The 12,789-nt window shown below is 60.2% G+C and carries 14 protein-coding genes and 3 pseudogenes; 9 read left to right on the top strand and 8 right to left on the bottom strand.

Annotated elements, in window-relative coordinates; all coding sequences use genetic code 11:
* Nucleotides 1-26: 26 nt before the first annotated feature.
* Both trpA and trpB read right to left on the bottom strand, forming a co-directional pair.
* Nucleotides 27-838 (bottom strand): annotated as a pseudogene (gene trpA, locus PSH91_RS00580) (tryptophan synthase subunit alpha).
* A pseudogene (gene trpB / locus PSH91_RS00575) lies at nt 838-2,071 on the bottom strand (tryptophan synthase subunit beta). The pseudogenes trpA and trpB overlap by 1 nt, the downstream one beginning before the upstream one ends.
* A gap of 112 nt (nt 2,072-2,183) precedes the next feature.
* Between trpB and PSH91_RS00570 the strand changes: the two are divergent.
* A complete protein-coding gene (locus PSH91_RS00570; RefSeq protein ID WP_305467001.1) occupies nt 2,184-3,101 on the top strand; it encodes a LysR family transcriptional regulator in 918 nt (305 codons plus the stop codon).
* On the opposite strand, the gene PSH91_RS00565 is transcribed toward PSH91_RS00570, so the two are convergent.
* Nucleotides 3,074-3,400 (bottom strand): YqjD family protein, encoded by a 327-nt coding sequence (locus PSH91_RS00565; RefSeq protein ID WP_003196426.1) that lies wholly within the window; start codon nt 3,398-3,400, stop codon nt 3,074-3,076. The two genes, PSH91_RS00570 and PSH91_RS00565, sit on opposite strands and share 28 nt — an antisense overlap.
* 156 nt (nt 3,401-3,556) lie before the next feature.
* Between PSH91_RS00565 and PSH91_RS00560 the strand changes: the two genes are divergently transcribed.
* Both PSH91_RS00560 and PSH91_RS00555 read left to right on the top strand, forming a co-directional pair.
* The gene (locus tag PSH91_RS00560) at nt 3,557-3,772 is read left to right on the top strand and encodes a dodecin (protein ID WP_003177209.1); all 216 of its coding nucleotides are present in this window, start codon (nt 3,557-3,559) and stop codon (nt 3,770-3,772) included.
* A 116-nt stretch (nt 3,773-3,888) separates the two neighbouring features.
* Nucleotides 3,889-4,113 (top strand): DUF1161 domain-containing protein, encoded by a 225-nt coding sequence (locus PSH91_RS00555; RefSeq protein ID WP_047230071.1) that lies wholly within the window; start codon nt 3,889-3,891, stop codon nt 4,111-4,113.
* Nucleotides 4,114-4,165: 52 nt separating this feature from the next.
* Here the strand turns inward: PSH91_RS00555 and PSH91_RS00550 are convergent, their stop codons facing one another.
* A complete protein-coding gene (locus tag PSH91_RS00550) occupies nt 4,166-5,167 on the bottom strand; it encodes an LLM class flavin-dependent oxidoreductase (RefSeq protein ID WP_058544936.1) in 1,002 nt (333 codons plus the stop codon).
* Nucleotides 5,168-5,405: 238 nt separating this feature from the next.
* On the opposite strand from PSH91_RS00550, the gene PSH91_RS00545 reads away from it, so the two are divergent.
* Both PSH91_RS00545 and PSH91_RS00540 read left to right on the top strand, forming a co-directional pair.
* Nucleotides 5,406-5,837: an OsmC family protein gene (locus PSH91_RS00545; protein ID WP_047230069.1), complete on the top strand. Its 432-nt coding sequence runs from the start codon at nt 5,406-5,408 to the stop codon at nt 5,835-5,837.
* 129 nt (nt 5,838-5,966) lie between these two features.
* Complete coding sequence (locus PSH91_RS00540; RefSeq protein WP_107323214.1) at nt 5,967-6,200, top strand: DUF1161 domain-containing protein; 234 nt, start codon at nt 5,967-5,969, stop codon at nt 6,198-6,200.
* Nucleotides 6,201-6,206: 6 nt separating this feature from the next.
* Here PSH91_RS00540 and PSH91_RS00535 read toward each other — a convergent pair whose 3' ends face one another.
* Both PSH91_RS00535 and PSH91_RS00530 read right to left on the bottom strand, forming a co-directional pair.
* Complete coding sequence (locus PSH91_RS00535; RefSeq protein WP_047230067.1) at nt 6,207-6,632, bottom strand: hypothetical protein; 426 nt, start codon at nt 6,630-6,632, stop codon at nt 6,207-6,209.
* A 38-nt stretch (nt 6,633-6,670) separates the two neighbouring features.
* Nucleotides 6,671-7,084, bottom strand: a complete 414-nt coding sequence (locus PSH91_RS00530; protein WP_047230066.1) for a hypothetical protein — start codon at nt 7,082-7,084, stop codon at nt 6,671-6,673.
* Nucleotides 7,085-7,143: 59 nt separating this feature from the next.
* On the opposite strand from PSH91_RS00530, the gene PSH91_RS00525 reads away from it, so the two are divergent.
* Both PSH91_RS00525 and PSH91_RS00520 read left to right on the top strand, forming a co-directional pair.
* A complete protein-coding gene (locus tag PSH91_RS00525; RefSeq protein ID WP_076383124.1) occupies nt 7,144-8,235 on the top strand; it encodes an aminopeptidase in 1,092 nt (363 codons plus the stop codon).
* A 221-nt stretch (nt 8,236-8,456) separates the two neighbouring features.
* The gene (locus tag PSH91_RS00520) at nt 8,457-8,915 is read left to right on the top strand and encodes a transposase (RefSeq protein WP_047230064.1); all 459 of its coding nucleotides are present in this window, start codon (nt 8,457-8,459) and stop codon (nt 8,913-8,915) included.
* Nucleotides 8,916-9,047: 132 nt separating this feature from the next.
* Here the strand turns inward: PSH91_RS00520 and PSH91_RS00515 are convergent.
* Together PSH91_RS00515 and PSH91_RS00510 are read right to left on the bottom strand one after the other, a co-directional pair.
* A pseudogene (locus PSH91_RS00515) lies at nt 9,048-9,700 on the bottom strand (HAD family hydrolase).
* 28 nt (nt 9,701-9,728) lie between these two features.
* On the bottom strand, nt 9,729-10,274 hold the full coding sequence (locus PSH91_RS00510) for a gamma carbonic anhydrase family protein (protein WP_281459663.1): 546 nt from the start codon (nt 10,272-10,274) through the stop codon (nt 9,729-9,731).
* Nucleotides 10,275-10,373: 99 nt separating this feature from the next.
* On the opposite strand from PSH91_RS00510, the gene prlC reads away from it, so the two are divergent.
* Entirely contained in the window at nt 10,374-12,425 is a 2,052-nt protein-coding gene (gene prlC / locus PSH91_RS00505) for an oligopeptidase A (protein ID WP_305467000.1), read from the top strand.
* Entirely contained in the window at nt 12,422-12,700 is a 279-nt protein-coding gene (locus PSH91_RS00500) for a YheV family putative zinc ribbon protein (RefSeq protein ID WP_047230061.1), read from the top strand. The genes prlC and PSH91_RS00500 overlap by 4 nt, the downstream gene beginning before the upstream one ends.
* Nucleotides 12,701-12,789: the final 89 nt, after the last annotated feature.

The following is a 12,789-nucleotide window of genomic DNA, read 5'->3' as shown; positions in this document are numbered from 1 at the left end:
TATTACTGGCAGACTCAATCAGGCAATCAGCTAATCCGCGCCTTACGCACCCCATCAGCCAAGGCAGCACATAGGCTCAACACCCCATCGATCGCCTGCTCCGGCGTCTCAGCGCTGGCGATATGGTCGATCAGGGCCGAACCGACCACAACCCCGTCGGCCAACCGTGCGATGGCCGCAGCTTGTTCCGGCGTGCGAATGCCGAAACCAATGCTGATCGGCAGATCGGTGTGACGACGCAGGCGCGTCACGGCTTCTTCCACATGTTCCAGCGTCGCGGCGCCGGCGCCGGTCACGCCGGCCACCGAGACGTAATACACAAAGCCAGAACTGCCGTTGAGCACGGTCGGCAAACGCACATCATCGGTGGTCGGCGTGGTCAGGCGAATGAAGTCCAGACCGGCGGCCTGGGCCGGCTCGCACAACTCACTGTTGTGCTCAGGTGGCATGTCCACCACGATCAGCCCGTCCACGCCAGAGTCCAGCGCTTCGCCAATGAAACGCTGCACGCCGTAGCGATGGATCGGATTGAAGTACCCCATCAGCACCAGCGGCGTATCGCTATTGTCTTCACGGAACTCGCGAACCATCTGCAGGGTTTTCGCCAGATTCTGCTGTCGCCCAAGGCGCGGATGTTCGCCAACTGGATCGCCGGGCCGTCGGCCATCGGGTCGGTGAACGGCATGCCCAGCTCAATCACGTCAGCACCCGCCGCCGGCAGGCCCTTGAGGATCGCCAGCGAGGTGTCGTAGTCCGGGTCGCCAGCGGTCACGAAAGTCACCAGGGCGGCGCGGTTCTGTTCTTTGAGTTCGGCAAAACGAGTTTGCAGGCGGCTCATCAGTGTTTCTCCTGCTGGGACTGTTCCATGTGGTGCATTACGGTTTGCATGTCTTTGTCGCCACGGCCGGACAGGTTGACCACCATCAGGTGATCCTTGGGCAGGTTCGGGGCACGCTTGAACACTTCAGCCAGGGCATGGGCGCTTTCCAGGGCAGGAATGATTCCCTCCAGGGCGACAGCATTTGTGAAAGGCTTCCAGGGCTTCGGCGTCGGTGACCGAGGTGTACTGGACTCGACCAATGTCGTGCAACCAGGCGTGTTCAGGGCCAATACCCGGGTAATCGAGGCCAGCGGAAATCGAATGGGCATCGATGATCTGGCCGTCGTCGTCCTGCAACAGGAAAGTACGGTTGCCGTGCAATACACCGGGGACACCGCCGTTCAGGCTGGCAGCATGTTTGCCGGTCTCGATACCGTAGCCGGCGGCTTCGACGCCGATGATTTCCACGCTCTTGTCGTCCAGGAACGGATGGAACAGGCCCATGGCGTTGGAACCGCCGCCGATGCACGCCACCAGGCTGTCGGGCAAACGACCTTCCTGGGCTTGCAACTGATCGCGGGTTTCCTTGCCAATCACTGCCTGGAAGTCGCGAACCATGGCCGGGTACGGGTGCGGGCCGGCCACGGTGCCGATCAGGTAGAACGTGCTGTCAACGTTGGTCACCCAGTCGCGCAGCGCCTCGTTCATAGCATCCTTGAGGGTACCGGTGCCGGCGACCACCGGGATGACTTCGGCACCGAGCAGCTTCATGCGGAACACGTTGGCCTGCTGGCGCTCGATGTCGGTGGTCCCCATGTAGATCACGCAATCCAGACCGAAACGTGCGGCCACAGTGGCCGTGGCCACGCCGTGCATGCCGGCGCCGGTCTCGGCAATGATGCGTTTCTTGCCCATGCGCCGCGCCAGCAGGATCTGGCCGATGCAGTTGTTGATCTTGTGCGCGCCAGTGTGGTTCAGCTCTTCGCGCTTGAGGTAGATCTTGGCGCCGCCGCAGTATTCGGTCAGGCGCTCAGCGAAATACAGCGGGCTTGGGCGTCCGACGTAGTCACGCTGGAAGTAGGCCAGTTCTTCAATGAACGCCGGATCTTCCTTCGCCGCTTCGTATTCGCGGGCCAGATCGAGGATCAGCGGCATCAGGGTTTCGGCCACATAACGACCGCCGAATGCACCGAACAGACCGTTGGCGTCCGGGCCACTGCGCAGGTTGAAAGGGGTTGTAGGCTGGGTCATCGGGCGCTCCAGGCGAATGCGTAAAAAGACAATGAGGTCCACTCTACCCCTGACATCCCGCGCTGAAAACCGATAAGATCGCTGCAACCTGTCAGGAAAACTCACAGATAAAATGAGCCATGACCTTCCTCCGCTCAACGCCTTGCGCGCCTTCGAAGCCACTGCCCGCCTGAACAGCGTCAGTCAGGCGGCCGAACAGCTGCATGTCACCCATGGTGCGGTAAGCCGACAGTTGAAGGTGCTGGAAGAACACTTGGGCGTCAGCCTGTTCATCAAGGAGGGGCGCGGCCTTAAACTCACAGATGCGGGCATGCGTCTGCGCGACGCCAGCGCCGAGGCGTTCGAGCGATTACGTACCGTCTGTGCGCAGCTGACGCAAAGCACGGCAGATGCACCATTCGTATTGGGCTGTTCCGGTAGTCTGCTGGCGCGCTGGTTCATTCCTCGCCTGGGCCGGCTCAACGCCGATCTGCCGGATCTGCGTTTGCATCTCTCCGCTGGCGAAGGCGACCTGGACCCGAGGCGACCGGGGCTTGACGCGTTGCTGGTATTCGCAGAACCGCCGTGGCCGGCAGACATGCAGGTCTATGAACTGGTCAGTGAGCGGATCGGCCCGGTCATGAGCCCTCATTACGCCGGTTTCGCCCGTCTGCAAAACGCCCCGCCAAGTGCGATCCTGGGCGAGGCGCTGCTGCATACCACCTCCCGTCCCCAGGCGTGGCCCACCTGGGCACGACAAAACACCCTTGAGCCCAAGGCGCTAAAGTTCGGGCAGGGTTTCGAGCATTTGTATTACTTGCTGGAGGCGGCCGTCGCAGGGCTAGGCGTGGCCATCGCACCCGAACCGTTGGTCGCCGAGGATGTGCGCGCCGGGCGCCTGGTCGCGCCGTGGGGCTTTGACGAAACCCCGGCGCGACTGGCGTTGTGGCTACCCAAGCGCGCCGCGGACGGGCGCGCTCGGCAATTGGCGCAATGGCTCAGGCATGAGCTGAACCAGCCGACTCAGTCGCCGCGCTTGCACAGCAAATAAGCCGCCAACAAACCCAGGGCCCCGACCGCGACGCCAGCGGTGGTCCAGGGATGCTCCTGAGCGTAATCACGGGTGGCGATTCCGGTTTCACGGGTTTTCACCTTGACCTCTTCATACGCGTCGCTCAGCAGATGCCGGGAATGTTTCAGCGCGTTTTCGGCATTTGCCTTCAGCGACTTGAGGGTCTTACGCGACTCGTCCGAAGCGTCGTCCTTCAGGCTTTCCAACGACTTGAGCAGACTCTCGATTTCCGCTTCCATGCTTTGCAACGAGGCTTTACGTAACGAATTGCTGGCCATGGTGGCTCTCTCCTGCAGTGGTTGAGTGGCGTGTGTGAATTGGGACTCCAGCCGTTTCTGAAAGTGCAGTAAATCTGAACTTTCCCCCGGTAAAAGGCGACACACGTAAGGCGAAAATTCGCTGCTAGGCTGTTAAAGACAACCAAGGAGAACGTCATGAGTGATCATCACACGTACAAAAAAGTCGAGCTGGTCGGCTCCTCTCCCACCAGCATCGAAGACGCCATCAACAATGCGCTGGCCGAAGCCAGCAAAAGCCTCAAGCACCTGGAGTGGTTCGAAGTCACGGAAACCCGTGGACACATCGAAAATGGCCGGGCCGCGCACTTTCAGGTGACCATTAAAGTCGGCTTCCGCATTGCCAATAGCTGACGGGCTGTGAACTTGCACGCTGGCGGAGTGCCATAGGGAATGGCGATGCGCTATCTGGCAAGCGCGTCATGTCTGTTCGATCCCTGCCCTATTGATCCGACCAAGGAGTGCGAGCGATGAAAAATTTGATGTTGGCCCTGGGTTTGCTGAGCCTTGCGGGTACTGCGTTTGCCGCCGGCAAGCCATGCGAGGAGCTGAAAAGCGAGATCGCAGCGAAAATCGATGCCAAAGGTGCATCGGGTTATACGCTGGAAATTGTCGATAAAGGTACGGCTACTGACGGAGACGTCGTCGGCTCCTGCGAAGGCGGCACGAAGGAAATCGTCTACAAGAAGGGCTGATACTTCAGGAAGGTCAAAGCCGACGCATGCGTCGGCTTTTTTATGCGCGTGATCAGCCTTTCATGACCTGCGCCAGCAACTCATAGGAGTGCAGGCGATCAGCATGCTCATACAGGTCGCTGGTGAAGATCAATTCATCGGCCTGGGTTTGCTCGATCAGCACTTCGAGCTTGGCGCGAATTTTCTGCGGGCCGCCGACCATGGCCAGGCCCAGGAAGTCACCAACCGCCTCTTTCTCATGGGGCAACCAGAGACCGTTCATGGTTTCCACAGGCGGGCGCTGCACCAGGCTCTGGCCACGCATCAGGGCCAGGATCCGCTGATACACCGAGGTCGCCAGGTAATCAGCCTGTTCGTCCGTGTCGGCTGCCACCAAAGGCACGCCGAGCATCACGTAAGGCTTGTCGAGCACCGCCGACGGCTTGAAGTGATTGCGATAAATACGGATCGCCTCATGCATGTAGCGCGGTGCGAAATGGGAAGCGAAGGCGTAGGGCAAGCCGCGCTCGCCGGCCAGTTGCGCACTGAACAGGCTCGAGCCCAGCAGCCAGACCGGCACGTTGGTCCCGGTGCCGGGCATGGCGATGATGCGTTGATCCGGCGTACGTGGGCCGAGGTAGCGCATCAGTTCGGCCACGTCTTCAGGGAAATCGTCCGCGCTACCGGAGCGCTCGCGACGCAACGCCCGGGCAGTCATCTGATCGGACCCGGGCGCGCGCCCCAGGCCAAGATCAATACGGCCTGGATAGAGGCTTTCGAGCGTGCCGAACTGTTCGGCGATGATCAACGGCGCATGGTTGGGCAGCATCACGCCGCCGGAGCCGACCCGAATGGTCGAAGTGCCCCCCGCCAGATAGCCCAGCAGGACCGCCGTCGCGGAGCTGGCGATGCCATCCATGTTGTGGTGCTCGGCGACCCAGAAGCGGGTGTAGCCGTATTTTTCCACGTGCTGCGCCAGGTCCAGCGAGTTGCGCAAGGACTGGGCAGCGTTGCCATCAGCGCGCACAGGCACGAGGTCGAGGGTCGAGAACTTCACTTCGGACAGCTGTTTCATGGGCCGGCATCTCCAACGGCATGAGGGGCTTTTCCTACGGGCAAAAGCCTGCCGTTTCTATAGGTGTGTTCCATGCAATGTGGGCATATACCCGAGTTTCAATAGCTACCATGAAATTTCCTACTAAATCGGTCGGCTAATCGACAGGATGAACTTTATCGGGCGGTCTATCCTCACAACCCTGACAACGAAAAACACCCAGGCGCGAACCCTCGCGCCGGATATTGAGGAGGCAGACATGGCTATCATCAAGAAAGCATCGGCTCATTGGGAAGGTGACCTGAAAACCGGCATCGGCTCCATCTCCACGGAAACCGGCGTGCTGCGCGAAGCCCCCTATGGCTTCAAGGCGCGCTTCGAAGGCGGCAAGGGCACCAACCCGGAAGAACTGATCGGCGCGGCCCATGCGGGCTGCTTCTCCATGGCGTTTTCGATGATCCTTGGCGAGGCTGGGCTCACAGCCAGCAGTATCGATACCAACGCCGATGTCACCCTCGATCAGGTCGAGGGCGGTTTTGCGATTACGGCAGTGAAACTGACGCTTAAAGCGAAGATCCCCGGCGCCAGCCAGGAGCAATTCGAAGAGCTGAGCAACAAGGCCAAGGAAGGTTGCCCGGTTTCCAAAGTGCTGAACGCCAAGATTACGCTGGATGCGACGCTGGTGAGCTGATGCGATACCCATCACAGCCTTCAACTGCGGCTGAAGGCTGTGATCTGTTTACCCTGCAGCAATTGTGGTCGAATGCACACCTGCAGTTTCAGCGCACAGGCAGTGCGCGCTGTCATGAGGAATTCGAGCATGAAACGATTCGCCCTGGCGGTCATCAGTTGCGCATTGGCCACGTCGGCCCTCGCGGCCCCCAAGTCCTGTGGAGAACTGAAAGCTGAAATCGAAGCGAAGATCCAGGCGAATAACGTGCCTTCCTACACATTGGAAATCGTGACCAATGATGAAGTGCATGATGAAAATATGGTCGTGGGCAGTTGCGAAAACGGCACCAAAAAGATCATCTACCAGAAGAACGACAGCTAAGCCGTCCTACGGAACGCAATTGACCTGCCGTTCTTCGGCCACGATTTCACGCTTGGCGTTATAGAGTCGGGCGCTGGGGGTAAACGCCAGATTGCGACCCTCCAGGCGATAACGCTGGCCCGCCTCGAAATGGTCGTAACGCACAAGCATGTAGCACAGCCGCTCTTGCGGCTCGGCTTGCATACCCAGCCCACCACCGCCAGGCACCTCGAAGTCGAAACGCACTTTCAGTTCGTGGCTGCCCGGAGAAACCTGGAAGAAACGTCCGTCCTGCAGTCGTTGGCCATCCAGGCTTTCAGCCATCAGCATCTTGCCGCCCGGCATGGGCGTGGCGAAGTCGATCCAGGCCATGTTCGGATCAACCTTGGGCGGCGGGCTGGTTGCACAGCCGCTCATGGAGACAAAGGCCAATAGCAGCAGAGGTAGGCGCATGATGATTTCCTGAAGTCAGACAATGAGAATAGCGCCGATCAGCTTTGCTGACAGCCTGCTGGCGTGCCTTGGCCCACGACTTTTCGCTGTTGATCATAGAGCTTGGCCCATGGACGGAAACCGATGTTGCCAGCCTGCAACTGATAACGCTGGCCTGCGTTGAAGTCCTTGAACTTCACATTCAACCGGCAATCGCGCCACAGTGGCTCGGCATTCGGGCCGATGTTGCCGGGCTCGACGGCAAATTGATAACGCACCGTCAGCTCATGGCTGCCCGGCTGCACTTCAAAATAACGTCGGTCGAGAGACGTCTTGTCATCGACTTCCAGCGCTTGCAGCGCCGTGTCCTGATGGCTTCCCAGGTCGATCCATGCCTGCGACGGATCGGGATCGGGCAAACCGGCGCAACCGCTCAGCAGCAACAGGCCACTCGTCAGCATCAATACGCGCATAGCGAAGCTCCAGGCAGGCGGGATAGTCTTGTGGGCAGACTTTCCCAGGGTGATTCCAATTGATCAGGCCGCATCCAAGCCATCGGTTACTCGACCGTGTTTTCCGGATTTTGTTTCCAGGCCTCCTGCTTTTGTTACTCAACGGTTGTGCAAGCGTGGGTTACTACAGTCAGCTCGCCAGTGGACAGCTACGGCTGTTGCAGGCCCGCGAGCCAATCGACCAAGTGATTGCCGACCCCGCCCGTGATCCCACATTGCGGGCTCATCTGGCCCAGGCGCGTGCGGCACGAACGTTTGCCAGTGCGCAGCTGCACCTGCCGGACAACAAAAGCTACCGCCTGTATGCGGACATTGGCCGCCCATTCGTGGTCTGGAATGTCTTCGCCACGCCAGAATTTTCCCTAGCCCCGCAAAACCACTGTTTCCCCATCGCCGGTTGCGTGGCCTATCGCGGCTACTACAGCCAGGGCGCCGCCCGTGGCGAGGCAGCCTTGCAACGCTTGCGGGGCATGGATGTGGCGATTGGTGGCGTAGAGGCCTACTCGACGCTGGGCTGGTTCAACGACCCGATCCTGAGCTCAATGATGCACTGGGGCGACGAACGCCTGGCGACGCTGATCTTTCATGAACTGGCGCACCAGCGCTTCTACGTAAAGGACGACACCGAATTCAATGAATCCTTTGCCACCTTCGTCGAACAGCAAGGCACCCGGCAATGGCGCGCCAGTCGCGGGCTGGCGCCGGACAATGGCAAACGGATGCGCCAGCGCGAGCAATTCATCCAACTGGTCCTGGACACGCGTCAGCGGCTGGAACAGCTCTATACCCAACCCCTGCCGGCCGAACAGATGCGCCAGCGCAAGGCCGAAGAGTTCCAGCGCCTGCGCAGCGACTATGAACAACTGCGCGATACCCAGTGGGCGGGCGACAAATACTTCGACGCCTGGGTCTATGCGCCGCTGAACAATGCACGGCTATTGCCGTTCGGGTTGTATAGCCAGTGGGTGCCAGCGTTTGCGGCGCTGTTTCAACAGGAAGGCGGAGACTGGGTTGCGTTTTATGCCGCAGTGGAAAAGCTTGGCAGTTTGCCGATTGATGAGCGCAAAGCGGCACTGAAAGCGTTGGCAGGATCGGAGACTTCCGGTGAATGAACCGGCCTCATCGCGAGCAAGCTTTGCTCCCACAGAGCAGTGCTCGGAATTATGTTCCCACAGGGCAGTATTCGGAATGAAGCGCTAAGGGGTGTCATCTGTGGGAGCAAGGCTTGCCCGCGATGACGTCTGCCCAGACACATCCTGCTCCAACATTCCAAGTCAGATCCGTTGCTGCTGTCCTAGCCTTGAGACAAAAGACAGATCAAGGAGGATCACTTATGACGACACTGCCTCACTCCAATCAGTTGCGTTTCGGGCGCTATTCGCAGTCTGGGCAAATCTATTTGCTGACAGTGAATACGCGCAACCGCGAGCCGCTTTTTGGCCGCTTCAAGACAGGACGCTTGGTGGTTGATGCCTTTCGCAAGGCTCAGGAAGAGCAATTTGCCCATTCGTTGGCCTGGGTGGTGATGCCGGACCATTTTCACTGGTTGATCGAGTTGCAGGGGATCGGACTTTCAAAGCTGATGGCGAGAACGAAGTCTCGGACCACGGTCACCTTCAATCGATTGATGCAGCGGGAAGGATCGCTTTGGCAGGAGGGATTCCATGACCGAGCCATTCGTAAGGAGGAAGACTTACAAGCAGTTGCACGGTATATCGTGGCGAATCCGCTACGGGCGGGTTTAGTCAGGAAAATTGGGGACTATTCATTGTGGGATGCTGTATGGGTATGAGTCGGTTCAGGCTGTGTCCATGAGGGCCTTATCGCGGGCAAGCCTTGCTCCCACAGAGCAGTACCAGAATGCCTGAGGACCAAGGCATGCCCCTGCCTGTGGGAGCAAGGCTTGCCCGCGATAGCAATATGGCTACCCCTGCAAAAATGCCCGATGCAACTCATCCAGGGTCTGAAAGTGATACGCCGGGCCCTCGGCATTCAGCTCCTCATAACTGCCAAACCCATAGCCCACCGCCGCGGCATCCAGCCCATTGCTACGAGCGCCAATCAAATCGTGTTTGCGGTCGCCAATCATCAAGGTATTCGCCGGGTCGAGCCCTTCTTCAGCCATCAGGGTGAGCAATCAACTCAACTTTGTCGGTGCGCGTACCGTCCAGCTCACTGCCATAGATCACTTTGAAGTGCCGGGCGAAGTCAAAGTGGCGGGCGATTTCGCGGGCGAAGACCCAGGGTTTGGAGGTGGCGATGTACAACTGCCGGCCCTGCTCGCCCAGGGTTTCCAGCAGGGGCATCACACCGTCGAAGACGCGGTTTTCGTACAACCCGGTGACTTTGAAGCGTTCGCGATAGAAATTCACCGCCTCCCAGGCTTTCGCCTCATCGAAGTCATAAAACTGCATGAAGGCCTGCAACAGTGGCGGGCCGATAAAGTGCTCGAGACGGGTCAGGTCGGGTTCGTCGATGCCCAGTTGGCTCAGGGCGAACTGGATCGAACGGGTGATGCCCTCGCGGGGGGTCGGTGAGGGTGCCGTCGAGATCGAAGAGTACGGTCTGGTAATGCATGCAAATTCCTGGGTAAGGGCGGGACGATTCAGAGCCGGTCGTAGCCTTCGGCCAGATGCAGGTCCTTGAGCTTCACGTAGTTCGCCGCGCTGTAGGTGAAAAAGGCGCGTTCCTTGTCGGTCAGCGGCCGGGCCTGTTTTACCGGGCTGCCTACATACAGGAAGCCGCTCTCCAGGCGTTTGCCCGGCGGTACAAGGCTGCCGGCGCCGATGATCACGTCATCTTCAACCACCGCGCCGTCCATGACGATGCTGCCCATGCCGATCAAGACCCGGCTGCCCACCGAGCAGCCATGGAGCATGACCTTGTGGGCAATGGTCACGTCATCGCCGATCAGCAGCGGGAAGCCATCGGGATTGAAGGGGCCAGCGTGGGTGATGTGCAGCACGCAGCCATCCTGGACGCTGGTACGGGCACCAATGCGGATGCGGTGCATGTCGCCGCGAATGACCGTCAGCGGCCAGACGGAGCTGTCTTCGCCGATTTCGACGTCGCCGATCACCACCGCGGTGGTGTCGACAAAAGCGCCACGAGCAAGCCGTGGGCTGTGGTTCTGGTACGTGCGAAGGGTCACGATAGGCTCTCTCTTATCCGGTGATAGGCGCTGCTAGCTGCGGTGAACGTCGATTGTAATTAAGATGGGTCCATGTTTCTTCCAGCCAAGGTGTCAACCGTGAGCGTGAACAACCCTCTTTTGCAACCCTACGACCTGCCGCCGTTCTCGGCGATCCGTGCCGAGCACGTGCAACCGGCCATCGAGCAGATCCTGGCTGACAACCGTGCCGCCATTGCCGAGATCCTCAAGACCCAGGCCACGCAGCCTACCTGGGCCGGCCTGGTGCTGGCGATGGACGAGCTCAATGATCGCCTGGGCGCGGCCTGGAGCCCGGTGAGCCATTTGAACGCCGTGCGTAACAGCCCGGAACTGCGCGAAGCCTACGAGGCCTGTCTGCCGGCGCTGAGTGCTTACTCCACGGAGCTGGGCCAGAACCGCGAGCTGTTCCAGGCGTTCGAAGCCCTGGCGAACAGCCCCGAAGCCGCCGGTTTCGACGTGGCGCAGAAAACCATCCTGGAACATTCCCTGCGGGACTTCCGTCTGTCGGGTATCGATCTGCCGCCCGAGCAGCAGCAACGCTACGCCGAGGTACAAAGCAAACTGTCGGAACTGGGCAGCCGCTTCTCCAACCAATTGCTGGACGCGACCCAGGCCTGGACCAAACACATCACCTCTGAGGCCGCCCTCGCCGGCCTGACCGACTCGGCCAAGGCGCAAATGGCCGCGGCCGCCCAGGCCAAAGAGCTGGACGGTTGGCTGATCAACCTGGAATTCCCCAGCTATTACGCGGTGATGACCTACGCCGAAGACCGCGCCCTGCGTGAAGAAGTCTACGCTGCGTACTGCACACGCGCGTCAGACCAGGGCCCCAACGCCGGTCAGAACGATAACACTCCAGTGATGGAGGAAATCCTCGACCTGCGCCAGGAATTGGCCCAACTGCTGGGCTTCGCCAACTTCGCCGAGTTGAGCCTGGCGACCAAAATGGCCGAATCCAGCGATCAGGTGCTCAGTTTCCTGCGCGACCTGGCCAAGCGCAGCAAACCATTCGCCGCCCTGGATCTGGAACAGCTGAAGGCGTTCGCCGCCGAACAGGGCTGCCCCGACCTGCAAAGCTGGGACAGCGGCTTCTACGGTGAAAAGCTGCGCCAGCAGCGTTACAGCGTGGCCCAGGAAGCCCTGCGCGCCTACTTCCCGATCGACAAGGTACTGAGCGGCCTGTTCGCCATCGTGCAGCGCCTCTACGGCATCGAGATCGCCGAACTGAAAGGTTTCGACAGCTGGCATCCGGACGTGCGCCTGTTCGAAATCAAGGAGAACGGCCAGCACGTCGGCCGCTTCTTCTTCGATCTCTACGCGCGCGCCAACAAGCGCGGCGGCGCCTGGATGGACGGCGCCCGCGACCGTCGGCGCACCTTCGATGGCGTGCTGCAAAGCCCGGTCGCCAACCTGGTGTGCAACTTCACCCCGGCCGACAGCGGCAAACCCGCGCTGCTGACCCACGACGAAGTCACCACCCTGTTCCACGAGTTCGGCCATGGCCTGCACCACCTGCTGACCCGCGTCGAACATGCCGGCGTGTCCGGCATCAACGGCGTGGCCTGGGATGCCGTGGAGCTGCCGAGCCAGTTCATGGAAAACTGGTGCTGGGAGCCCGAAGGCCTGGCGCTGATTTCCGGTCACTATGAAACCGGCGAACCGCTGCCCCAGGACCTGCTGGAAAAAATGCTCGCGGCGAAAAACTTCCAGTCCGGCCTGATGATGGTCCGCCAACTGGAGTTCTCGCTGTTCGACTTCGAGCTGCACGCCACCCATGGCGATGGACGCAGCGTGCTGCAAGTGCTCGAAGGCGTGCGCGACGAAGTCTCGGTGATGCGTCCACCGGCCTACAACCGCTTCCCCAACAGCTTTGCCCACATCTTCGCCGGCGGTTATGCGGCGGGCTACTACAGCTATAAGTGGGCGGAAGTGTTGTCGGCCGATGCGTTCTCCAAGTTCGAAGAGGACGGCGTACTCAACGCCGACACCGGTCGCGCCTTCCGTGAAGCGATCCTGGCCCGTGGCGGCTCCCAGGAGCCGATGGTGCTGTTCGTCGACTTCCGTGGCCGTGAGCCATCGATTGACGCACTCTTGCGCCACAGTGGCCTGACCGAGGACGCAGCAGCATGAGCGAGGGGCCTGTGATTACCAAAAGGCGCTTTATCGCCGGGGCAGTCTGCCCGGCGTGCAGCGAACCGGACAAGTTGATGATGTGGAACGAAGACGGCGTGCCGCACCGTGAGTGTGTGGCCTGCGGTTATTCCGACACGCTCAACGAACAAGGCCTGTCGGTGCCCAAGGAGTTGGGCACCCGGGTCAACACATCGGCGCTCAAAGTCCCGGACGCCAAGGTCCAGGCGGTACAGTTTTTCCCCAATCCCAAGTTGAAGAAAAAAACCGACTGAAATCTTCGGCATCACCTTCCGGGCCGCCCGGCCCGGAAGCGATACATATATACCGCAACGCGTCACGCCTTCCTCTCCAGACTGTTCCC

Source organism: Pseudomonas sp. FP1154 (genome assembly GCF_030687245.1).
Lineage (GTDB): Bacteria > Pseudomonadota > Gammaproteobacteria > Pseudomonadales > Pseudomonadaceae > Aquipseudomonas > Aquipseudomonas rhizophila.
This window is presented reverse-complemented; position numbering and strand designations above follow the sequence as displayed.

Bases quoted from the DNA above. Each gene is read 5' to 3' on its own strand.
- PSH91_RS00555 (WP_047230071.1), top strand. From the start codon at position 3,889: ATGAAAAATTTGATGTTGGCCCTGGGTTTGCTGAGCCTTGCGGGTACT.
- PSH91_RS00520 (WP_047230064.1), top strand. From the start codon at position 8,457: ATGACGACACTGCCTCACTCCAATCAGTTGCGTTTCGGGCGCTATTCG.
- PSH91_RS00535 (WP_047230067.1), bottom strand. From the start codon at position 6,632: ATGCGCCTACCTCTGCTGCTATTGGCCTTTGTCTCCATGAGCGGCTGT.
- PSH91_RS00550 (WP_058544936.1), bottom strand. From the start codon at position 5,167: ATGAAACAGCTGTCCGAAGTGAAGTTCTCGACCCTCGACCTCGTGCCT.
- PSH91_RS00545 (WP_047230069.1), top strand. From the start codon at position 5,406: ATGGCTATCATCAAGAAAGCATCGGCTCATTGGGAAGGTGACCTGAAA.
- PSH91_RS00530 (WP_047230066.1), bottom strand. From the start codon at position 7,084: ATGCGCGTATTGATGCTGACGAGTGGCCTGTTGCTGCTGAGCGGTTGC.
- PSH91_RS00570 (WP_305467001.1), top strand. From the start codon at position 2,184: ATGAGCCATGACCTTCCTCCGCTCAACGCCTTGCGCGCCTTCGAAGCC.
- PSH91_RS00560 (WP_003177209.1), top strand. From the start codon at position 3,557: ATGAGTGATCATCACACGTACAAAAAAGTCGAGCTGGTCGGCTCCTCT.
- PSH91_RS00565 (WP_003196426.1), bottom strand. From the start codon at position 3,400: ATGGCCAGCAATTCGTTACGTAAAGCCTCGTTGCAAAGCATGGAAGCG.
- PSH91_RS00540 (WP_107323214.1), top strand. From the start codon at position 5,967: ATGAAACGATTCGCCCTGGCGGTCATCAGTTGCGCATTGGCCACGTCG.
- PSH91_RS00500 (WP_047230061.1), top strand. From the start codon at position 12,422: ATGAGCGAGGGGCCTGTGATTACCAAAAGGCGCTTTATCGCCGGGGCA.